General features: G+C 71.4%; 15 protein-coding genes. 4 read left to right on the top strand and 11 right to left on the bottom strand.

Going from position 1 to position 21,953, the window contains the following annotated elements; translation table 11 throughout:
- Positions 1 to 176: 176 nt before the first annotated feature.
- Complete coding sequence (locus G4D86_RS03905; protein ID WP_163989522.1) at positions 177 to 2,345, top strand: S41 family peptidase; 2,169 nt, start codon at positions 177 to 179, stop codon at positions 2,343 to 2,345.
- Between the two features lie 78 nt (positions 2,346 to 2,423).
- Here the strand turns inward: G4D86_RS03905 and G4D86_RS03900 are convergent, their stop codons facing one another.
- The 11 genes from G4D86_RS03900 to G4D86_RS03850 form a co-directional block, all read right to left on the bottom strand.
- On the bottom strand, positions 2,424 to 5,036 hold the full coding sequence (locus G4D86_RS03900) for a sensor histidine kinase (RefSeq protein ID WP_240360026.1): 2,613 nt from the start codon (positions 5,034 to 5,036) through the stop codon (positions 2,424 to 2,426).
- Positions 5,037 to 5,470: 434 nt separating this feature from the next.
- Entirely contained in the window at positions 5,471 to 6,427 is a 957-nt protein-coding gene (locus tag G4D86_RS03895; RefSeq protein WP_163989520.1) for an aldo/keto reductase, read from the bottom strand.
- Between the two features lie 118 nt (positions 6,428 to 6,545).
- The gene (locus G4D86_RS03890; protein ID WP_163989518.1) at positions 6,546 to 7,715 is read right to left on the bottom strand and encodes an alkaline phosphatase PhoX; all 1,170 of its coding nucleotides are present in this window, start codon (positions 7,713 to 7,715) and stop codon (positions 6,546 to 6,548) included.
- Between the two features lie 99 nt (positions 7,716 to 7,814).
- Positions 7,815 to 8,084 (bottom strand): DUF5985 family protein, encoded by a 270-nt coding sequence (locus G4D86_RS03885; protein WP_163989516.1) that lies wholly within the window; start codon positions 8,082 to 8,084, stop codon positions 7,815 to 7,817.
- A gap of 10 nt (positions 8,085 to 8,094) precedes the next feature.
- On the bottom strand, positions 8,095 to 8,355 hold the full coding sequence (locus G4D86_RS03880) for a DUF5985 family protein (RefSeq protein ID WP_163989514.1): 261 nt from the start codon (positions 8,353 to 8,355) through the stop codon (positions 8,095 to 8,097).
- Positions 8,348 to 8,755, bottom strand: a complete 408-nt coding sequence (locus tag G4D86_RS03875; RefSeq protein ID WP_163989512.1) for a hypothetical protein — start codon at positions 8,753 to 8,755, stop codon at positions 8,348 to 8,350. The genes G4D86_RS03880 and G4D86_RS03875 overlap by 8 nt, the downstream gene beginning before the upstream one ends.
- Positions 8,756 to 8,785: 30 nt before the next feature.
- Positions 8,786 to 9,913 carry an ATP-binding response regulator gene (locus tag G4D86_RS03870; RefSeq protein WP_163989510.1) on the bottom strand — a complete coding sequence of 376 codons (1,128 nt, stop codon included), beginning with the start codon at positions 9,911 to 9,913 and terminating at the stop codon, positions 8,786 to 8,788.
- Positions 9,910 to 10,467, bottom strand: coding sequence for a chemotaxis protein CheB (locus G4D86_RS03865; protein WP_163989508.1), 558 nt, complete (start codon positions 10,465 to 10,467; stop codon positions 9,910 to 9,912). The genes G4D86_RS03870 and G4D86_RS03865 overlap by 4 nt, the downstream gene beginning before the upstream one ends.
- Positions 10,464 to 11,297 (bottom strand): CheR family methyltransferase, encoded by an 834-nt coding sequence (locus tag G4D86_RS03860; protein WP_163989506.1) that lies wholly within the window; start codon positions 11,295 to 11,297, stop codon positions 10,464 to 10,466. The genes G4D86_RS03865 and G4D86_RS03860 overlap by 4 nt, the downstream gene beginning before the upstream one ends.
- A complete protein-coding gene (locus tag G4D86_RS03855) occupies positions 11,294 to 17,746 on the bottom strand; it encodes a HAMP domain-containing protein (RefSeq protein WP_240360025.1) in 6,453 nt (2,150 codons plus the stop codon). Before G4D86_RS03855 ends, G4D86_RS03860 begins: the two co-directional genes overlap by 4 nt.
- Positions 17,747 to 17,943: 197 nt before the next feature.
- Positions 17,944 to 18,258, bottom strand: a complete 315-nt coding sequence (locus tag G4D86_RS03850; protein ID WP_163989505.1) for a hypothetical protein — start codon at positions 18,256 to 18,258, stop codon at positions 17,944 to 17,946.
- A gap of 232 nt (positions 18,259 to 18,490) precedes the next feature.
- Here G4D86_RS03850 and G4D86_RS03845 point away from each other — a divergent pair, with 232 nt between their 5' ends.
- Genes G4D86_RS03845 through G4D86_RS53700 form a run of 3 tightly spaced genes read left to right on the top strand, consistent with a single transcriptional unit; the run spans position 18,491 to position 21,952 of the window.
- The gene (locus G4D86_RS03845) at positions 18,491 to 20,470 is read left to right on the top strand and encodes a protein kinase domain-containing protein (protein WP_163989503.1); all 1,980 of its coding nucleotides are present in this window, start codon (positions 18,491 to 18,493) and stop codon (positions 20,468 to 20,470) included.
- Complete coding sequence (locus G4D86_RS03840) at positions 20,442 to 21,035, top strand: tetratricopeptide repeat protein (RefSeq protein WP_163989502.1); 594 nt, start codon at positions 20,442 to 20,444, stop codon at positions 21,033 to 21,035. The genes G4D86_RS03845 and G4D86_RS03840 overlap by 29 nt, the downstream gene beginning before the upstream one ends.
- Entirely contained in the window at positions 21,032 to 21,952 is a 921-nt protein-coding gene (locus G4D86_RS53700) for a hypothetical protein (RefSeq protein WP_163989410.1), read from the top strand. Before G4D86_RS03840 ends, G4D86_RS53700 begins: the two co-directional genes overlap by 4 nt.
- Position 21,953: the final 1 nt, after the last annotated feature.

Raw genomic sequence — 21,953 nt, 5'->3', positions numbered from 1 at the left:
CGCGGAACCTTTCTCCGGGTGCCGGTGTCTGCGCCGGCCACCAGGAGGCGGATTTGGAACGCGTGAATGGCTGGCGTGTGCCGGCAGGGTCGTGGTGTGTCGCCGTGTTCGCAGTGGTACTCGGTGCCCTTCCGGCCGCAGCCGATCCCGTTTCCGACGACAGGCCCGAGCCCGCGATGGAGAACGCCGCCCTCCTGGGCCGCGTCTGGGGCACGGTGAAGTACGTGCACCCCGCGCTCGCCTTCCGCGAGGTGGACTGGGACGCCGCCCTCATCGAGGCCCTCCCGAAGGCCACCGCCGCGAAGACGCCCGAGGCGCTCGCGGAGGCCGTCCAGTCCATGCTGCGCCGCCTCGACGACCCGCTCACCCGCGTGGAGCGCGACACCCCACCCGCGCCAGCCCAGGAGTCCACCAGGGCCCCGGGCCCCTTCTCCCTCTGGTCCGGGGACGTGCTCGTGGTGGACCTGGACCGCCGCTACGCCAACCTCGACGAGCTCTTCCCCGCCATGGCGGCGCTCGCGCCCGAGCTGGCGAAGGCCCGCCGCGTCATCGTGGACCTGCGCGCCAGCGGCCCCGACGAGGCCATCTGGATGGACATGGCGCTCGGCTTCCTGGAGCGCTCGCTTCCCTCCGAGAAGGTGACGGCCCCCGCCGAGCGCTTCCGCGTGTACTCCGGCTTTCCCGTGCAGCTCGGCCCCAGCTCGGGCGGCTACAGCGCCTCGGTGGAGACACGACTGGCCCGCACCTTCGCTCCCGCTTCCGGCAATCCGAAGCGCTCCGTCGCCTTCCTCGTCAACGGCCGCACGCCGCTGTCACCGCTGCTGCTGGCCCTGCGCGCCTCACCGCGCACCTTCCTCGTGTCCCAGGGCGCGCTCGACGAGTCCTCCGCCGTGCAGGTGCGTCAGGTACCTCTGCCGGGCGGCCACCACGCGGTGGTGCGTGCGTCGGAGCTCGCCTTCCCTTCCGGCTCCCCCGGACTGCGCGCGGACGTCACCGTGCCCGCGAGCACGGACGCGCAGGACTCCGGCCCCGCCTTCCAGGCCGCCTTGCGCCTGTTGCGCTCGGGCACCGCGAAGACCTCCGCCCGTGCTTCCACCCCGAGCACGACGCTGCCCACCGGCGGCCCGGACGACGCCTACGAGTTCATGCCCTACCCGGCCGAGCCCTACCGGATGCTCGCCGTCATCCGCTTCTGGAACGTGATGCGCTTCTTCCACCCGGACCCGAAGGCGCTGAGCCACTGGGACGCGGTGCTGCCCACGTTCCTCGCCCGGGCCCGCGAGGCGGCCGATGCGCCCGCATACACGCGCGTCCTCTACGCGCTGGCGGCCCGCGTGAATGACGGCCACATCTTCGTCGCGGAAGGCGGCGTGCCGCTGCGCTCGCTCGCGGAGGCCAGCGCGCCGCTCGGGCTCCAGGCCGTGGAGGGCCGCTTCCTCGTCACGGAATTGCCCGTGCCCGAGGCCGCCCGCGCCGCCGGCATCTCCCTCGGCGACGAGGTGATGTCCGTGGACGGAGAGGCCGTGGCCACCCGCGCCGAGCGGCTCGGTGCGCTGCTCGGCGCGTCCCACGCCGCGGCCCGGCAGGCGCGCGTGGCGAGCCTGCTGCTCGCGGGCGCGAACGGCACGCCCGTGGTGATGATGCTCCAGGGCGCGGATGGCCGGATGAAGGAGTCGAAGCTGCTCCGCTCGCGAGACTTCCTCCCCTTCCTCCGCCCGCCGCCGGAGAGCCCCACGCCGTGGAAGAAGCTGGAGGGCGGCGTGGGCTACGCGGACCTGCGTCTGCTGCGCGCGGAGGGCGTGGACGCCATGCTGGACGCGCTGAAGGATACGCGCGGGCTCGTGTTCGACTTGCGTGGCTACCCGCGAGGCAGTGCGTGGGCCCTGGCCCCGCGCCTCAACACGCGCGGCGCCACCACGTCCGCGCTCATCTCCCGGCCGCTGCTGTCCGCGGGCGAGGTGCGCGAGGTGCGTCACCCGGAAGCCCTGCCCACCACCGACAAGCCGCTCTACCGGGGCCGCGTGGTGGTGCTCGTCGACGCGCGCACACTGAGCCAGGGCGAGTACACGGCGATGATGCTTCAGGCCGCCTCGGGCGCGAAGCTGGTGGGCAGTCCCACCGCGGGTGCCGTGGGCGACACCACCAACGTGTGCCTGCCCGGCGCCATCTGCGTCCTCTTCACCGGCCAGCGCTTCGAGACGCCCGACGGCCGCGCCGTGCAGGGCGTGGGCCTGCGCCCCGACGTGGAGGTTCAGCCCACCGTGCGCGGCCTGCGCTCCGGCCGCGACGAAGTGCTGGAGCGGGCGCTCACCCTGCTGCGCGAGGAGCCTCGCGCGGAGCGCTGAGCATGGGCGTGGCCTGCCTCCGTGGACGCTGCCTGAACCTGAACCGGACGCGTGCCACGGTGCGCGCGCCGCCTCCGCTCACCGTCCCGCGTCGAGCCCTCGCGGCAGCCGCACCGTGAAGATGGAGCCCGCGCCCGGGCGGCTCTCCACTTCGATGCGCCCGCCCATGGCGTCCACAATCTGCCGGCTGATGTAGAGCCCCAGCCCGAGCCCGCCGTAGTGCCGCTCCGACACGGCGCGCTCGAAGCGGCCGAACACGCGCGCCAGGTCCTCCGCGGCGATGCCGATGCCCTCGTCGCGCACCGACAGCCGCACCTCCCCCGTGCCCTCGGGAAAGGCCTCCACCACCACGGGCCGGCCCGCGCCGTACTTCGCCGCGTTGGTCAGCAGATTCACCAGCACCTGGTCCAGCCGCAGCAAGTCCCACCGTCCCGGCAGCGGCCCCGGCACGTCCACGCGCACCGAGCACCCCGCCAGGGCGAACACCTCCTCCATCCGGTCCACCGCGTCGCGCACCGCCTGGCCCAGGTCCACCTCCGCGGGCTCCAGCGACAGCCTGCCCAGGGAGATGCGGCTGACGTCCAGCAGGCTGTCCACCAGCGCGGTGAGCCGGTGCACCTGGCGCATCGCCGTGGACAGCCGCGGGCCCACCTTCTCGCGCGACTCGGTGCCCAGCGCGCGGTCGATGAGCCCGTGCTGCAGCTTGAGGCTGGTGAGCGGCGTCTTCAATTCATGACTGGCCACGGAGAGGAACTCGTCGCGCAGCCGCACCGCCGCCTGCGCGTCCCGGTACAGCGACGCATTCTCCAGCGCCACCGCCACCCGCCGCGCCAGCTCCTCCGCCATGGTGACATCCGCGGTGCCCAGCCGCCGCTGCGGGGGCGCGGTGCCCAGCGTAATCACGCCCAGCGTGCGCCCGCGCGTCCGCACCGGCACCGCGAGCAGCGAGTGCGGGTCGAGCACCTCCAGCAGCGCCCGGTGCTCCGGCCCCTCGCACATGCGCTCGCGCAGGTCCTCGCCCACCTCCGGCAGGTAGCGCGTCTCCCCCGTCCGGAAGCAGTCACGAGCCAGGTGCAACGTGCCGTCGCTCAGCGTGGGCGACAGCGTGGACAGCACGAAGGCGTCGCGCGTCGCGTCCCGGTGAGCGGCGGCCACGCACCGCAGCGCACCGTCCGGCCCCGCCAGCTCCACCAGGCAGCAGGTGGACACGCCTCGCGCCGCCGCGCGGGCCACGTGCTCCAGCGTCCACTCCACGTCGTCCAGGTGCTCCGCCAGCGCGCGGCTCGCGTCGAGCAGGAAGAACAGCCGCTCCTCGGCCTCCTTCCCCATCTCCAGCGCATGGTGCAGCCGCTCGCCGCGCTCGCGCAGCGTCTCGTACAGCGCCGCGCGCTCCAGCGCCTGCGCGCACTGGTACGCCAGCGCCTCCAGGAAGGCGCGCTCGGCGGGGACGAAGGCGCGCGGCGCATCCCAGGCCAGCACCAGGAAGCCGCGCGTGCCCCGCTCCACCAGCAGGGGCAGGAGGGCCCGCGCGCCCTCGCCCAGCGCCACGGCGGGGTCCGACGCGGGCGACATCCGCTCCAGGTGCGTGAACCAGTGCGGCTCACGCTGCTCCCGTGCCCGCTGCAGCAGCGGCTCCTCGGAGACCTTGCACGCCCGGAAGTACCCGATGAGCTCCGGCGTGTAGCCGAAGGAGCCCCGCACGGTGATGCCATCATCCTCCCGGACCTCGAGGACGGCGCCGCGCACCGCACCGCTCGCGCCCAGCCCCTCGCGCATCACCACCTCGGCGACCTCTTCCCCGCTGACGGCGCGGGACAGGGCGGCGGTGACGGCCTGCAGCCGCTCGGTGCGCAACTGGGCCTCGCGCGCTTCGGCGTACAGCAGCGCGTTGTCCATCGACAGGCTGGCGCGGCGGGCCAGCTCCAGGGTCAGCTCCAGCTCCGCTTCCTGGAAGCGTCCGCCTTGGTCGCCGCGTATCAGCGCGACGGCGCCCAGCGTCCGGCCGCGCGCGCGCAGCGGGGCGACGATGGCGGAGCGGACGCCCAGCTGCTTCGCCACCTCGAGCTGCTCGGGGACGCGCAACATTCCCGGCAGCATCGCGTCCGTCACCTCGGGCAGGAACACCGGCTTGCCCGTGCGCAGCACCTCGGAGAGGTCGCCCGGGGTGGACAGGTCCGGAGGCCGCAGGCGCCACAGCTCATGCACCAGCGCCACCTTCTCCGGCTCCCAGTGCGTCGCGGCCACGCGCTCCACGCGGCCGTCGTCGGTGAGGACGTCCACGACGCACCAGTCCGCCAGCACGGGCACCGTCAGCTCCGCCAGTCGCCGCAGCACCGTGCGCCACTCCAGCGACGAGGACAGCAGCTCCCCGGCGGTGGCGAGGAAGGCGATGCGCTCCTCCGCGTCGTCGCGTCCATTGAGGCGCACGGACCTCCGGGAGCCCTCGCGCGCGGGCACGCCTCCACCATCGGCGGAGACGGGCGCATCGAAGCCCTCGCGCGGATGCATGCCTTCCCCGTTCGCGAGAGCGGACGCATCGAAGCCCTCGCGCACGAGCACGTTGCCACTGTTGACGGGAACGGGCGCCCCGGAACCCTCGCCCTGATGCACGCCTCCAGCGTCGGCGGTGACGGGCGTGGACGGCTCGGCCACGGACGCGGGCCGCGACAGGGACGGAGGGCGGCGCGACATGGCGGCCCCAGATAATGACGCACCCGCGATACGGGCACCTGCCCCCTCCCTGGAGTACGAGACGAGTGTCAGGTGGCGGACCCGCAGGCTCGCGCGCCGTACGGGGCGTCGCACCACGGGTGAGGAATCCGGCCCTCGCAGCGAGACGCCTCCAGGACACGAGCCCCCCTCGCAGCCGGCGGGCGTGGAAGGAGGATTCCTTCCACGAGTCCGCCCCGCAGCCGGCGGGCGCGGAAGGAGGGTTCCTTCCACGAGTCCGTCCCGCAGCCGGCGGGCGCGGAAGGAGGGTTCCTTCCACGAGTCCGTCCCGCAGCCGGCGGGCGCGGAAGGAGGGTTCCTTCCACGAGTCCGCCCCGCAGCCGGCGGGCGCGGAAGGAGGGTTCCTTCCACGAGTCCGCCCCGCGAAGGAGTGCCGTGGCTTCCCGCCCCTCGCGTCACCCCGCGCCGGTGGCCTTGGCGGGCGGGTCCCACCACACGGCGCCCTTGCCCTGGATGGCCTGGCGGGCGTGCTCGCGCACCCGCGCCAGCTCTTCGGTGGACAGGGGCTGGAAGGCGGCGGCCGCGCGCAGCGCCGCGTCCTGCTCGTTGGGGTGGCTCATGCCCATCAGCATGACGTCCGGGTCCAGCGTGAGCGTGTAGCGCACGCACTCCTCCACCGTGAGGTGCGGCAGCACGGGCGCGTCCCGGTCCTCGCGGCCACCCGAGCCCACCTTGCCGCGCGGCCTCGCCTCCAGCGGCCGGCCATAGCCCTCCGTGTCGCCCAGCAACTTCCCCGCGCCGAACGTCTTGAAGGACACCACGCCCACGCCCAGCGAGCGAGCCAGCGGCAGCACGTCCACCACGTAGCGCGCGTCCACGAAGGGCCCCAGGGGGAACATCACCACGTCGCACAGCCCGGAGCGCAGCGCCGCTAGCAGCACGTCCGGGTGGTGGCTGGAGATGCCCCGGAAGCGCGCCTTGCCTTCGCGCACGCACCGGTCCAATTGCTCCAGGCCACCCCCGGGCGCGGCCAGCCGCTCCCACGCCGCGGGCTCCGACACCGCGTGGAACACGAACAGGTCCACCGACTCATGGCCCAGCCGCCGCAGGCTGCCCTCCACCTGGGGCGCCACCGGCGCATCCAGCGCGTCCACCTTGTCGATGAGGAAGACGCCCTCGCGCCGGCCGCGCAGCGCCTCGCCCACCGTCTCTTCACTCAAGCCCTCCTCGTAGTTGGGCGCGGTGTCGATGACGTTGAGCCCGGCATCCAGCGCGCGGCGCAGCGTAGTGACGAGCGTGTCCCGGGGCGTGGCGCGGTCGGCGATGTCGCCGATGCCCACCGCCGTGGCGATGAAGCCGGTGCGCCCCAGGGCGCGGCGCGGCCTGAAGCGGGGAAGCGAAGAGTCGGCCATGCGCGCGTTGTGGCGGGAGCCCCCCGCCACCGTCAAGCACCGCCATGGCCCCCCGGGGGACACCGTGCGCTGCCCGCCACGGCGTCCCCATCCCAACGTCAGCGAGTCACCGGAAGGCTCAGCGGAACGGCCCGCTCACCTCGAACGTGATGCCCCCGTCTTCCATGCCGGTGGTGCCCCGCTGCGAGCTGAAGTACAGCCGCCGCCCGTCCGGGCTGAAGGCCGGGCCAGTGATTTCCGAGCTGTCGTGGCCCACCAGCCGGATGAAGGGCGCCACCACGCGGTTGGGGCCCGGGGTGATGATGCAGATTTCCAGGTTGCCGCCGTCCTCCGCCACGTAGAGGTCGCCCGAGCGAGCCACGGTGACGTTGTCCACGCCGGTGAGCGGCGAGGTCGAGGAGAGGTCGTCGTAGATGACCTCCAGCGTCCGGGTGGCCGGCGTGTGCGCCCACACGCGGTTGTCCCCCTTGGTGGTGAAGTACACGACGCCGCTGTCGTACCAGCAGCCTTCGCCGCCGTTGAACACCGTCGTCTTCGACGCCACGGACGACTGCGACGACGCCGGGCTGGACGCGGAGCAGTTCACCCAGCTCAGCGTGGCCGTGCCGGCGACCGGGTCTCCCGTCACCTTCGCCGCCTGCAGCGTGCCCGCCGTCAGCGAGGGCCACGCGGACGGCGTGAAGCGGTAGAAGCGCCCGCTGCCGCTGTCCTCCGTGAGGTACAGCCGCCGGCCCACCGGGTCCACCGCCACCGCCTCGTGCGGGAAGGTGCCCAGCGCCCCGCGTGCCACGCCCTGCGACGGCCGCGTCGGGTCGCACTCCCACACCTTGCCGTCGCTGTGCTCCTCGCACGACAGCCACGTGCCCCACGGCGTCGGGCCGCCCGCGCAGTTGAGCAGCGTGTTGGCGAGGATGCGATACGCGCCCACCACCGCGCCGCCGCCGTCGAAGCGCACCGCGCTCGCGCCGCCACCGTCGAACAGCTCGCTGTTGGACGCGTACACCCAGCCGCCGGCCGCCAGCGGAAAGCACGCCCCGCCGTCCGGCGCGCCGTGCCACGTGTAGCCCGTGCCCGCCACCACCCGCCCCGAGCCGGCGATGATGCGCGACGAGAAGCCCGCCGGCAGCCGCACGCCGTTGGCGTCGGGCGAGCCGGACATGGCGCCATACGGGCTCGGCCCCGGCCGGGCCGGCGCGGCATACGCCTCCTTCCAGAAGGCGGGTCCCAGGGCCAACGCTCCGCCACCCAGCGCGGAGAGACGAAGCAAGTCACGACGGTTCAGGCGCATCCATGCTCCTCCAGAAAGGTCTGAAGGATTAGTATTCCATGAATTCACGGAACCGTGGTGACGTCCGCGCAAGGAGCCGCTGAAGGCCGTGTGTCGGGCCTACCCGGCGCGGCGCGAGGCCCGGTTCTTGTCCCAGATGGCGTAGAGGATGAGGAGGAAGGCGAAGAGGCGGACCACGTAGATGTAGTAGCGCCGCTCGTCGCTCACGTCGATGAGCGCGCCCGCCACCGCGTTGCCCGCGAGCAGCGCGAAGGTCAGCGCGAAGAAGGCGAAGAGCCTGTCGCGCGACTGCTTCCAGAAGCGCAGGAAGAACAGCGCGCACGCGAACCACGCCATCGCCGTCGCGCCGTTGATGATGGGGTTGATCATGCGTCCACCTTCACGAGGCATCCCAGATGAGGCCGTAGAGCAGGATGGCCGCGCTGGCCAGGCCGGTGACGAGGCGTGGGATGTACAGGTCCACCGCCGTGGGCAGCAGCACCAGGTCCACGAAGAGCAGCACGTTGTTGAGGGCCAGCCCCGCGAAGCACAGGCCGCTCCACAAGAGCAGCCGCGACTGGGTGCGCTTCCAGGCGCGCAGGAGCAGCACCGCGCAGGCCACGCTGGTCAGGGCGCAGAGGATGTAGACGGCCTCAGCCATGGCCACCACCGTCCTTGTCCTTCTTCAACACGAAGGCCTCGGCGAAGCCCCGGACCTTGTCCAGGGGCCGCGAGAAGATGAAGGTGATGACGCTCACGCGCTTCGCGCCATACACCGCCGACAGCTCCGTCACCGCCTGCGCGTCCTCCGAATGGGAGGGACTGAAGCGCCAGGCGGGCGGAGTCGCCCCGTTGCCCACCAGCAGCCCGCTCGCGGCCAGGTCCACCAGCCGCGCGGTCGCCGAGGTTTCTGTGATTCGCAGCTCCAGGCTCACCGCTGACGCCGTCCACTCCCGGTCTGTTCGGGCCCAAAGCAGGAGGAGCACCTCCAGCTTCTCGAGGGAGTCGATATGCGTCGTGATGAAGCGCTGGACCCGCGGTGGAAGTCCGGCATCGCTCACACGCCCACCTTGCCCATGTTATTTGGTGCGTCAACCATTTCCCTCGCGGGGATGTTCAACGCTGGGGGTGCCGGGGTCGGCCGCCTGGCCGGTGTCCATCGCGGGAGGAGAGCCATCCGGAGCCGGCAGGCCGCGCAGGCCCTCCACGAGGCGGACGGCGTCGAGCGGGGCGTCGCGCCCCAGCAGGGCCCGCCGCAGCTCGCGCTCGGTGGCGCGCAGGGCCGTCACGTCCAGCAGCGCCAGCAGCACCGTCTCCGGGCGGCCGTGCATCTGCGGCATGAGCGCGCTGAAGGCGAGCGCCGCTCCATGGTGGCCGTTGAGCTCCCACTCCACCGCCAGGCCCTGGAGGGCCTCACCACCGGCCGCGCGCATCAGCGGCATGGCCGCCTCCGCCAGCGGCTGCCCGTCCGGGCCCCGGAAGACGGCGTCGCCGTAGAGGTCCCTCGCCTCGCGGTACGCCAGACACCCGCCGGCCAGTCCCTGTGCCGCCCGGTTGGCCAGCAGCGTGCGGCCGCTGCCCGGCTCCACCAGCGCCAGCGGCGTGGGCAGCGCGGCCAGCACGGCCTCCAGCCAGCGGTACTGGTTGCGGCTCGTCTCCATCTCCCGCCGCAATAGCTCCTCGCGCACGCGGCCGCGCTCCACCTCCGCGCGCCGGTTCGCCTCCGCCAGCTCGCGCTCGTGCACGTGCCGTTGGACTTCGCGCAGCGCCTCGGCCTGCCGCCGCACCAGCTCCGTCTTGCGGAACAGGTCCACGAAGACGCCCACCTTGGAGCGGAGGATTTCCGGCTCGTAGGGCTTGAGGAGGTAGTCCACCGCGCCCACCGCGTAGGCGCGCAGCTCCGGCAGCTGCCCCTGGGACAGGGCGGTGAGGAAGAGGATGGGCGTGTCGCGGCTGCGCTCGCGCTCGCGGATGAGCTGCGCCGTCTCGAAGCCGTCCATCTCCGGCATGACGACGTCCAGGAGGATGACGGCGAAGTCGCCGGTGAGCAGGTGGCGCAGCGCCTCGCGGCCGCTGCGCGCGGTGACGAGCCGCTGCCCCAGAGGCGCCAGGGTAGCCTCCAGCGCCAGCAGCCCCTCGGCCTGGTCGTCCACCAGGAGGACGGAGACGGGCTCCAGCGTCACCGCCGGCAGACGCTCGCGCGTGAGCGGGGTGCTCAAGACTGCACCTTGGCGCGCGGCACGTACGCCAGTCGCGCCAGCCACGCGCCCACGGTGTCCAGCGACAGCCGCTCCACCGGGCCGTCCTGTCCACCGCCGCCCTCGCCGTCCTCGCCCACCACGGCCACGCGGCCACCGCGCGCCTGGAGCAGCGCCAGGCCCGCCGGGCCGTCCTCGTGCCCGGCGAAGAGCAGCCCTGCGGCCCGGGGGCCATAGCTGTCCGCTGCAGACTCGAAGAGGGCGTCCAGGCAGGGCCGCTGGCCGTGCTCGGGCGGCTCCACGGACAGGGCCACGCTGCCCTTGTCCACCAGCAGGTGGTAGCCCGCGGGCGCCAGGTACACGCGGCCGGGCGTCAGGTCATCCTTGTCGTCCGGCTCCACCACCGGCAGCGCGCAGCGGCGGCCCAGCGGCGCGGCCAGCGCGTCATGGGGCCCCCGGTGCAGCACCAGCACCACCGGCGCCGACAGCTCGCGCGGCAGCAGCGTCAGCAGCGTCTCCACGTCCGCCGCCGCGGCGCGCGGCGCTCCCACCACCAGCATGCCAATGGAGCTCATTCCACCCTCCGGAAGATGCGGCCCGAGCCCTCCAGCTCCTCGTACGCCGCGGCGTGCGGCGTGCGCGCCAGCGACTCCTTGCGCCCCAGGCACAGGAAGCCGAAGCGGGCGAGGCTCTCGAAGAGGCGCCCATGCACGCGGTTGTGCAGCGTGCGGTTGAACGTGAGCAGCGTGTCCCGGCAGACGATGACGTGGAACTCGTTGAACGAGCCGTCCGTCGCCAGGTTGTGCTGGGTGAAGAAGATGCCGTCGCGCAGCTTCGGCTGGAGCAGCGCCCAGTTGCCGTCGCGCATGTAGTAGTCGGTGAGGGTGCCCTTGCCGCCGCCCTCCACGTACCGGCGCGCGTCGTCCTCGCCAGGCAGCGGCAGCACGCCGGTGCGCGCGTCCGCCAGCAGCCCCTCGCTGGAGTCGGACGCATACAGCCGGCACTTCCCCCACAGCCCTTCCTCCTGGAGGAGGATGGCCAGGGCATAGGTGTCCTCGCCCGTGCCGCAGCCGGCGTGCCACACGCGCACCGACGGCCAGGTGCGCAGCACCGGCACCACCCGCGCGCGGAAGTCGCGGAAGAAGTCCGGGTCCGAGAACAGCGACGGCGGGGTGCAGGACAGCGTGCGCAACAGGCCGTCCATCGCCTCGCCGTCATGCAGCACGCGGGCCTGCAGCTCGGAGAAGGTCTCCAGCCGCTCCTCGCGCAGGTGCCGCCGCAGCCGCCTGAGCAGCAGCGGCCGGGCGTGGCTGCGCAGGTCGAAGCCCCACTGCCGGGCCACGCCCTCGAGGAGCAGGTCCACCTCGATGGACTCCAGCTCCGCGCTGGGAGTGCCCGTGCTCAACTGGAGACCTCCGTGCGCGGGCCGCGAGGCTGCGTGCCGCGCGGCGCGTGCAGCCAGACGCGCAGCAGGCTGAGCAGCTTTTCGATGTCCACCGGCTTGGTGATGTAGTCGGACGCGCCCGCCTCCAGGCACTTCTCGCGGTCGCCCTTCATCGCCTTGGCGGTGAGGGCGATAATCGGCAGGTGGCTGACGCGCTCCATGCGGCGGATGGCGCGCATGGCCTGGTAGCCGTCCATCTCCGGCATCATCACGTCCATCAGCACCAGCTCGATGTCGGTGTCCTTCTCCAGCAGGCCCAGGCCCTCACGCGCGCTCTCCGCGAAGGCCACGCGCATGCCGTAGCGCTCCAGCACCGTGTTGAGGGCGAAGATGTTGCGCACGTCGTCGTCCACCACCAGCACCTTGCGGCTGACGAGCAGGGGGTCCCTCTCGCGCGCCTTCTCCAGCATGCGGCGCTTGGGCTCGGTGAGCTGCGCGGGCGCGCGGTGGAGGAAGAGGCTCGTCTCCTCCAGGAGCCGCTCGGGGCTCTGCGCGTCCTTGACGACGATGGCCTCCGCCACCCGCCGCAGCTCCGTCTCCTGGGAGCGCGTCAGCTCGCGGCCCGTGTAGACGATGATGGGCGGCCCGCCCGCGCCGTGCAGCTCGCGGATGCGGCGGATGAGCTCCGTGCCCGCCATGTCCGGCAGGCCCAGATCCAGCACCATGCAGTCGAACCGGCGGTCGGCCAGGGCGCTCAGCGCTTCCACGCCGGTGCCCACCGCCGTCATGCGCACGTCCTCGCTGCCCAGCAATTCCACCAGCGTCTGCCGGTGGACGTCGTCGTCCTCGACGATGAGCAGCGCGCGGCCCTTGCGCTCCACGAAGCTCTTCAGCGACTCCAACGCCTGCGCGGCGATTTCCGGGTCCGCCGCCGCCTGGAGGTGGCCGATGGCGCCCAGGTTGAGCGCGCGCTCGCGGTGGTCGTCATCCGACACCGTGTACACCGGCAGGGCCCGCGTCGCGGCGTCGTGCTTCAGCCTGTCGAGCACCACCCAGCCCGCCATCTCCGGCAGGTCCAGGTCCACGGCCACGGCCACCGGCCGCGCGTTGCGCACGGCGTCCAGCGCGCCCTCCACCTCCGTGGAGACGAGCACCTTGAAGCCCGTGCCCTGCGCCGCGGCCCGCAGCCGCGCCGCGTGGTCCGCGGTGTGCGTCACCGCCAGCAGCACCCGGTCTCCCGGCTGGATGGAGCCGCGGTCGTCCTCGATGTCCACCCGGACCGACGGGAAGGCTCCGCCCTCGTCGGGGAAGTGCGGGGGCAGCGTCGGGGCCGCATGGAGCGGCTCGCGGGCCCTCGACTCCTGCGGGGGGCGCTGCTCCACCACGAAGTCCAGCGGCAGGTACAGGGTGAACATGCTGCCCTTGCCCACCTCGCTCTCCAGCCGGATTTCGCCGCCCAGCAGGCGCGCGATTTCGCGGCTGATGGACAGACCCAGGCCGGTGCCGCCGTACTTGCGCGCGGTGGAACCGTCCGCCTGCTGGAACGCCTCGAAGATGATTTGATGCTTGTCCTTCGGGATGCCGATGCCCGTGTCCACCACGGAGAAGGCGACTACCGACGGGGCCGTGGTCAGCACCGGGTGGTCCGACGTCCAGCCGCTCTTCGCCATGCCGATGCGCAGCGCCACCGTGCCGGACTCGGTGAACTTGAAGGCGTTGGACAGCAGGTTCTTGAGCACCTGCTGCAGGCGCTTGGCGTCCGTCTCCAGCTCGCCGGGCAGCGCTTCCGCCAGGCCGATGGTGAACTCCAGCCCCTTCTTGTCGGCCACCTGCCGGAAGGTGCGGTCCACGAACTCGCGCAGGTCGCTGAAGCGCAGCGGCCCCACGTCCACGGCCATGGTGCCGGACTCGATCTTGGACAGGTCGAGGATGTCGTTGATGAGCTCCAGCAGGTCCGCGCCGGAGGCGTGAATCGTCTTCGAGAACTCCACCTGCCGCGGGGTGAGGTTGCCGTCGACGTTGTCGCTGAGCGTCTGGCTGAGGATGAGCAGCGAGTTGAGCGGCGTGCGCAGCTCGTGGCTCATGTTGGCGAGGAACTCGGACTTGTACTTGGAGGTGAGGCTGAGCTGCTCGGCCTTCTCTTCGAGCGCGCGCTTGGCCTGCTCGACTTCGCCGTTCTTGCGCTCCACCTCCGTCTTCTGCTCGGAGAGCAGCTTCGCCTTCTCCTGCAGCTCCTCGTTGGTGCTGCGCAGCTCCTCCTGCTGCCGCTTGAGCAGCTCCTCAGACTGCTGGAGCGACGTGGCCTGCTGCTCCAGCCGCTTGTTCGTCTCCGTGAGCTCCTCCTGCTGCTTGCGGAGCTCGTCGGTGAGCGCCTGCGACTGCTTGAGCAGGGCCTCCGTGCGCATGTTGGCGGCAATCGTGTTGAGGACGATTCCGATGGACTCCGTGAGCTGCTCCAGGAAGCCCAGGTGGACCTCGCTGAAGCGGTGGAAGGAGGCCAGCTCGATGACGGCCTTGACCTCACCCTCGAAGAGCACCGGCAGCACGACGATGTTGCGCGGCACCTCCTCGCCCAGCCCGGAGGAGATGCGGATGTACGAGTCCGGCACGTCCGACAGGAGGATGGGCTCCTTCTCCAGGGCGCACTGGCCGACGAGCCCCTCGCCGTACTTGAACGTGTTGGCCAGCCCCTTGCGCTGGCGGTACGCGTACGACGCCAGCAGCTTGAGCATGTGCTCGCCGCCCTCGGCGCGCTCGGAGATGTAGAAGACGCCGTGCTGCGCATCCACCAGCGGCGCCAGCTCCGACAGGATGACCTTGGACACCGTGAGCAGGTCGCGCTGTCCCTGGAGGACGCGGGTGAACTTGGCCAGGTTCGTCTTCAGCCAGTCCTGCTCCGTATTCTTCCGCGTGGTGTCCTTCAGGTTGCGGATCATCTCGTTGATGTTGTCCTTGAGGGCGGCCACTTCGCCCTGCGCGGACACGGTGATGAACCGCGTGAGGTCACCCTTCGTCACGGCGGTGGCGACTTCCGCAATCGCGCGCACCTGCGTGGTGAGGTTGGCGGCGAGCTGGTTCACGTTGTCCGTGAGGTCGCGCCAGATGCCAGCGGTGCCGGGCACGCGGGCCTGGCCGCCCAGCTTTCCTTCGATGCCCACCTCGCGGGCCACCGTGGTCACCTGGTCGGCGAACACCGCGAGCGTGTCAATCATCCCGTTGATGGTGTCCGCCAGCTCGGCGATTTCGCCCTTCGCGTCCACCACCAGCTTGCGCTTCAGGTCGCCGTTGGCCACCGCCGTCACCACCTTGGCGATGCCGCGCACCTGGGTGGTGAGGTTGGAGGCCATGCTGTTCACGTTGTCGGTCAGGTCCTTCCACGTGCCGGCCACGCCCTTCACCTCGGCCTGACCGCCCAGCGCGCCCTCGGTGCCCACCTCGCGGGCCACGCGCGTCACCTCGGAGGCGAACGAGGAGAGCTGGTCCACCATCGTGTTGATGGTGTTCTTCAGCTCCAGGATTTCGCCCTGCACGTCGACGGTGATCTTCTTGGACAGGTCGCCCCTGGCCACCGCCGTCGTCACCTCGGCGATGTTGCGCACCTGCGACGTCAGGTTGGACGCCATCGAGTTCACGTTGTCGGTGAGGTCCTTCCACGTCCCGGCAACGCCCTTCACGATGGCCTGCCCGCCCAGCTTTCCTTCCGTGCCCACCTCGCGGGCGACGCGCGTCACTTCCGAGGCGAAGCTGTTCAGCTGGTCCACCATCGTGTTGATGGTGTTCTTCAGCTCCAGGATTTCGCCGCGCACATCCACGGTGATCTTCTTCGACAGGTCGCCATTCGCGACGGCCGTCGTCACCTCCGCGATGTTGCGCACCTGCGCGGTGAGGTTGGACGCCATGCTGTTCACGTTGTCGGTGAGGTCCTTCCACGTTCCACCGACGCCGCGCACAATCGCCTGACCGCCCAGCTTTCCTTCCGTACCCACCTCGCGGGCGACGCGAGTCACCTCCGAGGCGAACGAGTTGAGCTGGTCCACCATCGTGTTGATGGTGTTCTTCAGCTCCAGAATCTCGCCGCGCACGTCCACGGTGATCTTCTTCGACAGGTCACCGCGAGCCACCGCCATCGTCACCTCGGCGATGTTGCGCACCTGCGAGGTGAGGTTGGACGCCATGCTGTTCACGTTGTCGGTGAGGTCCTTCCACGTTCCACCGACGCCGCGAACGATTGCCTGACCACCGAGCTTCCCCTCCGTACCCACTTCCTTCGCGACGCGCGTCACTTCCGAGGCGAACGAGGAGAGCTGGTCCACCATCGTGTTGATGGTGTTCTTCAGCTCCAGCACCTCGCCCTTCGCGTCGACCGTAATCTTCTTCGACAGGTCGCCCTTCGCGACGGCCGTCGTCACCTCGGCGATGTTGCGCACCTGCGCCGTGAGGTTGGACGCCATGGAGTTCACGTTGTCCGTGAGGTCCTTCCACGTACCGGCGACACCCTTCACGACGGCCTGACCGCCCAGCTTTCCTTCCGTACCCACTTCGCGGGCGACGCGAGTCACCTCGGAAGCGAACGACGAGAGCTGGTCCACCATCGTGTTGATGGTCTGCTTCAGCTCCAGGATTTCGCCCTGCACATCCACGGTGATCTTCTTGGACAGGTCACCGTTGGCGACAGCCGTCGTCACCTCCGCGATGTTGCGCACCTGCGCGGTGAGGTTGGACGCCATGCTGTTCACGTTGTCGGTGAGGTCCTTCCACACGCCGGCAACGCCCTTCACGTCGGCCTGACCACCGAGCTTTCCGTCGGTGCCCACTTCCTTGGCGACGCGAGTCACCTCCGAGGCAAACGCGCGGAGCTGGTCCACCATCGTGTTGATGGTGTTCTTCAGCTCCAGCACCTCGCCCTTCACGTCCACGGTGATCTTCTTGGAGAGGTCACCGTTCGCGACGGCCGTCGTCACCTCGGCGATGTTGCGCACCTGCGCGGTGAGGTTGGACGCCATGCTGTTCACGTTGTCGGTGAGGTCCTTCCACGTGCCACCGACACCGCGCACCACGGCCTGCCCGCCCAGCTTTCCTTCGGTGCCCACCTCGCGGGCGACGCGCGTCACCTCCGAGGCGAACGAGTTCAGCTGGTCCACCATCGTGTTGATGGTGTTCTTCAGCTCCAGGATTTCACCGCGCACGTCCACGGTGATCTTCTTGGAGAGGTCACCGTTCGCGACGGCCGTCGTCACCTCGGCGATGTTGCGCACCTGCGAGGTGAGGTTGGACGCCATGCTGTTCACGTTGTCGGTGAGGTCCTTCCACGTCCCGGCAACGCCCTTCACCATGGCCTGACCGCCGAGCTTCCCCTCCGTGCCCACCTCGCGGGCCACGCGGGTCACCTCGGACGCGAAGCTGTTCAGCTGGTCCACCATCGTGTTGATGGTGTTCTTCAGCTCCAGCACCTCGCCCTTCGCGTCGACCGTGATTTTCTTGGAGAGGTCACCGTTCGCGACGGCCGTCGTCACCTCGGCGATGTTGCGCACCTGCGCCGTGAGGTTGGAGGCCATGGAGTTCACGTTGTCCGTGAGGTCCTTCCAAGTACCGCCCACGCCCTTCACGACGGCCTGGCCGCCCAGCTTGCCTTCCGTACCCACTTCACGCGCCACGCGCGTCACTTCCGAGGCGAACGAGGAGAGCTGATCCACCATCGTGTTGATGGTGTTCTTCAGCTCCAGAATCTCGCCGCGCACGTCGACCGTGATCTTCTTGGAGAGGTCGCCCCTGGCCACGGCCGTGGTCACCTCGGCGATGCTGCGCACCTGCGCGGTGAGGTTGGAGGCCATGGAGTTCACGTTGTCCGTGAGGTCCTTCCACGTGCCGGCCACGCCCTTCACCTTGGCCTGTCCACCGAGCTTTCCGTCGGTGCCCACCTCGCGGGCCACGCGCGTCACTTCCGAGGCGAACGCGCCGAGCTGCTCCACCATGCCGTTCACCAGCCGGGCGGTGCGGAGGAACTCGCCCTTCAGCGGACGGCCGTCCACCTCCAGCGCCATCGTCTGGGACAGGTCGCCCTTGGCCACCGCGCCGATGACGCGGCCCATTTCCGTGGTGGGCTGCACCAGGTCCGCGACCAGCGTGTTGACGGACTCCACGCAGTCCGCCCAGGAGCCCACCGCGCCCACCACGTTGCCGCGGTGGGTGATGCGGCCCTCCTTGCCGACGACGGTGCCGATGCGCTCGAACTCGCGAGCCATGCGCTCGTTGAGCTCGATGATTTCATTGAGCGTGTCGGCCACCTTGCCGGCGCTGCCCACCTTGTCCATGGGCATGCGCTGGGAGAAGTCGCCCTTGCGGACGGCGGTGAGCACGCGCAGCAGTTGTCGCGAGTCCAGGCTGTTGGCGTCGTCTTCCTCGCGGGCCCGTGACGGCGGAGGAGGGGCCACCGCGGGGGGGCGGCGGGGAGAAACCTTCTTGGTGGTCATGTGAGCCCCTGGTCGGTCCGGGTCCGGCAGAGCCTGCGGCTGCCGTGGGACGGGAATCTCTTGGCGAAGCGGTGTTCTCCCGCACTGGCGCGGACTTGGGCCAGCCCCCCGGACAGTGCTGCCTGGTCACCAGGCGACAGTGCAGGGCTCGACTGTCCGGCAACGGACAGCGATGCACTCCAGGGATGGGCGGGTCTTCAGGAACCCTTCGCGCGGAGCCGCTCGATGAGCGCGGGAAGCTCCTGGAGCAGCTCCGCGTCGGAGCGCTCCACGGTGGCCTTGATGTACGCGGGCGTGACGGGCTCGACGGCCGCCGCCATGGGTGGAGGCGTTCCCTTCAGCATCTGCCCCAGCATGCGCAGGCGCTGGCCTCGGTCCGCGAGCCGGCGCGTCAGCACCTCCAGGGCCTCCACCGCCTCCGCGTCCAGCTGCCGCGTGGCCAGCACCTCGCGCAGCAGCTGGAGCTGGCGGTTCAAGGCGCTGTCGTAGACCGACCGTGAAAAGGTCTCCATGTTGCCTCCAGGCGCCACCGGCCCCACGCGACCCCCAAGCTAGGTCCTGCCTCATCGGGTTGGCTACCCGCCCCCCTCGCGTTATTCGTCCTGCCGAGGACAGCGGCCCCGCCGGCTTGCATGGCACGGCAGCCCGGCTTCACAATGCCGCTGTCAGCGCATGTCATCGACCGAAGATTCACCAGGTGCCCGGCGCGACGCGTCCACGCCACCACCGCAAGACGCCCCCACCGTGCTCCCCACGCCACCACAGGTGCGCACGCTGGGCGCGTACCTGCGTGGCTTCGGTCGGCTGTCGCCGCGCGAGGTGCTGGAGCTCGTCGAGCCGCTGAGCTGCTTCCTGGAGCAGGCGGGAGCGCCCGCGGGGAGCGCGCTGACGGCGGACCGCGTGGTGCTGGAGGACGGGCTGGCGAAGCTGTCCGCGTCGCTCGCGCCCGGCGTGGGGGCCGCGCCCGCGGAGCCCCGCGAGTGCGTCCGGCAGCTCGGGGCGCTCCTCTATGAAGCCGCGTCCGGCACGCCGCCCGGCACGCCGCTGCAGCCGCTGGAAGGCGACGTGGCGTGTCTGAATGCGCCGCTCTTCCGTTGCCTGGACGCGGAGCCGGAGGCGCGATTCGCCGACCTGGCGGAGGCGCGGCAGGCCCTCCGCTCCGTGCTGGACCCGGGCGGGCTGGAGGCGACGTGGTTCCGCACGCCCCCACCTCCGGTGACGCCCGAGCCCCCGCCGCCCGCGGCCGGGACGAGCCCGGTGGCGAACCTCGGCGAGGTGCTCGGCAACTACCGGCTCGAGCGCGTCATCGGCGAGGGCGCGATGGGCGTGGTGTACGAGGCCCGGCACGTGCGGCTGGGCCGGCCGGTGGCGATGAAGATCCTGAAGCCCCAGCACGTGGTGGACCACTCGCTGGTGCAGCGCTTCTTCCAGGAAGCGCGGGCGGTCAACGCCATCAACCACGAGAACATCGTGGAGATTTTCGACTTCGTGGAGGAGCCCGCTCCCGCCCAGGCGCTTGCGCGCATCTACTGCGTGCTCGAGCTGCTCCAGGGCGCCAGCCTGCGGGAGTTGCTCGAGCGCGAGACGCTCGCCGTGCGGCGCTCGGTGCGCATCGTCGAGCAGCTCTGCGCGGCGCTCGGCGCGGCGCACCGCACGGGCGTCGTCCACCGCGACATCAAGCCGGACAACGTCTTCGTGACGGCGCGGGGCAGCGAGCCGGACTTCGTGAAGGTGCTCGACTTCGGCGTGGCGAAGCTCACCACGGGGCGGCTCGCGAAGAACCCGGACACCTTCGCGGGCGCGGTGATTGGCACGCCCGGCTACATGGCGCCCGAGCAGGCGTCGGGCCTCGAAGTGGATGGGCGCGCGGACCTCTACGCGGTGGGCACGGTGCTGTACGAGTTGCTCGCCGGGCGGCGCCCCTTCGAGCCGACGAACCTGGGCACGTGGGCGGTGGACCTCATCGTCCGGCCCCCGCCGCCGCTGCCCGAGACGACGCCCGCCGGAGAGCCGATTCCGCCCGGGCTCGCGGCCGTGGTGCTGCGCTGCCTGGAGAAGGCGCCGGAGGACCGCTTCGCGTCGATGGACGCGCTCGCGGAGGCGCTGCGGCCCTTCGCGCGCGAGCCCATTCCGCTCGTGATTCCCGCCGTGCCGGTACCGGTGCCCGAGCAGCCCCCGGTCTCCATGCTGGCGCCGGCTCCCATGCCGGTGCTGGTGCGGGTGACGGAGCCCGTGTCCCGGAAGCGCCGCCGGTGGCCGTGGCTCGCCGCCGCGGGCGTCGCGCTGCTCGTCATTCCGGGCGCCCTCGTGTGGTCGCGCGCGGAAGCACCGGCCCCCCAGCCGACTGCGCCGGCGGTCGCCTCGACGGGCACGGCGGCGGAGCCACGAGTGGCGGCCCCGCCCGCGCCTCCGCCCGCGCCGGCCGAGGTCCTCCTCCAGGTGCGCTCGACACCGGCCGGCGCGCGGGTGATTCAGGACGACACGGGCGAGACGCTCGGCGTCACCCCGCTCCAGCTCTCCGTGACGGAGCCGCGCGCCCTGCGCTTCGAGCTGCGCGGCTATCAGCCCGCGCAGGCGGTGGCGAAACCCGAGGAGGGCGCCCACGTCGAGGTGACGCTGAATCCGAACAAAGCCGCCTCCACGGGCGGCAAGGCCCCGGCGGGGCCCAGGCGAGGCGCTAGACTCCAGTCCACAGATGGCCTCCTCAATCCGTTCCGCAAGTAGCTGGCTGCTCATCGCCCTGCCCCTCTTCGCCGCCGCCGCGTCCGCCGCGCCGCCGAAGCCGGGCGCCGCCAGCAAGGAGGACCCCAAGTCCGCCGCCCGCGTCCTCTTCGACTACGCGCAGCGTGAGTACGACCTCGGAAACTTCAACGACGCGCTGAGCGGCTACTCGGAGGCCTACCGGCTCGTCCCCGAGCCCGCGCTCCTCTTCAACATCGGCCAGTGCCACCGCCAGCTCGGCCAGTACGAGCGCGCCGCGTTCTTCTACCGCCGCTACCTCGCGCTGGACCCGGAGTCGCCGGACGCGCCGCTCGTCAATGAGCTCATCCAGACGATGGACACGAAGCAGGCCGAGCTCGAGAATAAATCCCGGCAGGGAACGCCGCTCGCCGTGCCCCTGACACCCGAGGCGCAGTCCGCGGAGCGACCGTCCTCCGTCCCCGCCTTCCTGCGCAGCAAGTGGTTCTGGGCGGGCGTGGGCGTCGTCGCCGTCGGGGCCACCACCACGGTGCTGCTCACGCGCTCGAGCGAGCCGCGCGCCAACCTGGGCACGGTGACGGTGCCATGAGCCGCGCCTCCCGAGCCCTCCTCGCCCTGCTGCTCACCGCCGCCGTGTCGTGCGGCGACGACACCACCTCCCTCTTCCTGCGCGTCGAGGGCGCGGACGGGGCCACCCAGCTGGAGCTGCGCGGCCTGCGCGACGGCGAGTCCTGGTTCGGCCCCGAGCGCCGCCCCGAACAGGAGGGCGCGCCCTTCTCCGGAGAGCAGACGCTGCGCCTGCGCTTCAACACGCCGCCCGGCGTTCCCTTCGAGCTCCAGGTGGATGCGCTCCTGGGTGGCGTGCCCATCGCCCGCACGCGCGTGGAGGCCACGCCGCGCAAGGGCGAGGAGCTGGAGCTCCAACTGCGGCTGTCGCCCATTCCCGACGAGCCCGGCCCCCAGCCGGACGGAGGCACGCCGGACGGAGGGGAGCCAGACGCCGGAGAGCCCGACGGGGGAACACCGGACGGAGGCAACCCGGACGCCGGGGAACCGGACGCGGGGCTTCCAGACGCGGGGCTTCCGGACGCGGGCGGCAGCGTCTGCACCACCTGCGTCCAGCCCGGCGGCACATGCGTGCCCATCACCTCGGCGCGGGCCTGCGGTGGCAGCGGCGTGGCGTGTGTCGACTGCGTCGCCGACGGGCGAGCGAATCAGTGCACCGCGAGCGGGGCCTGCTCGTGCGGCACCCGGGGCACGCCCTGCGGCGAGGGCGAGCGCTGCGAGGCGGACACCTGCGTCTGTGACCCGGACACCTGCGCCGGCTGCTGCCAGGGCACGGCCTGCCGGAACGGCAACACGACAACGGCCTGCGGCCTCAACGGCGCCACCTGCGACGCCTGCGACGCGAACAAGGCCGACAACTGCACCAACGGCGGGTGTCGCTGCGGGACCAGTGCCCCCTGCGGCCTCCTCACCTGCCGGAGCGGTCAGTGCTCCCTGTGAA

The sequence above is a fragment of the Pyxidicoccus caerfyrddinensis genome, from assembly GCF_010894405.1.
Lineage (GTDB): Bacteria > Myxococcota > Myxococcia > Myxococcales > Myxococcaceae > Myxococcus > Myxococcus caerfyrddinensis.
The sequence above is the reverse complement of the archived record's forward strand: the minus strand, read 5'-3'. Positions and strand labels throughout refer to the sequence as shown.

Excerpts from the sequence above, each read along its gene's own strand:
- G4D86_RS03905 (WP_163989522.1), top strand. The coding sequence starts at position 177 with ATGGAGAACGCCGCCCTCCTGGGCCGCGTCTGGGGCACGGTGAAGTAC.
- G4D86_RS03850 (WP_163989505.1), bottom strand. The coding sequence starts at position 18,258 with ATGGAGACCTTTTCACGGTCGGTCTACGACAGCGCCTTGAACCGCCAG.
- G4D86_RS03865 (WP_163989508.1), bottom strand. The coding sequence starts at position 10,467 with ATGAGCTCCATTGGCATGCTGGTGGTGGGAGCGCCGCGCGCCGCGGCG.
- G4D86_RS53700 (WP_163989410.1), top strand. The coding sequence starts at position 21,032 with ATGAGCCGCGCCTCCCGAGCCCTCCTCGCCCTGCTGCTCACCGCCGCC.
- G4D86_RS03890 (WP_163989518.1), bottom strand. The coding sequence starts at position 7,715 with ATGCGCCTGAACCGTCGTGACTTGCTTCGTCTCTCCGCGCTGGGTGGC.
- G4D86_RS03855 (WP_240360025.1), bottom strand. The coding sequence starts at position 17,746 with ATGACCACCAAGAAGGTTTCTCCCCGCCGCCCCCCCGCGGTGGCCCCT.
- G4D86_RS03885 (WP_163989516.1), bottom strand. The coding sequence starts at position 8,084 with ATGATCAACCCCATCATCAACGGCGCGACGGCGATGGCGTGGTTCGCG.
- G4D86_RS03900 (WP_240360026.1), bottom strand. The coding sequence starts at position 5,036 with ATGTCGCGCCGCCCTCCGTCCCTGTCGCGGCCCGCGTCCGTGGCCGAG.
- G4D86_RS03880 (WP_163989514.1), bottom strand. The coding sequence starts at position 8,355 with ATGGCTGAGGCCGTCTACATCCTCTGCGCCCTGACCAGCGTGGCCTGC.
- G4D86_RS03840 (WP_163989502.1), top strand. The coding sequence starts at position 20,442 with ATGGCCTCCTCAATCCGTTCCGCAAGTAGCTGGCTGCTCATCGCCCTG.
- G4D86_RS03895 (WP_163989520.1), bottom strand. The coding sequence starts at position 6,427 with ATGGCCGACTCTTCGCTTCCCCGCTTCAGGCCGCGCCGCGCCCTGGGG.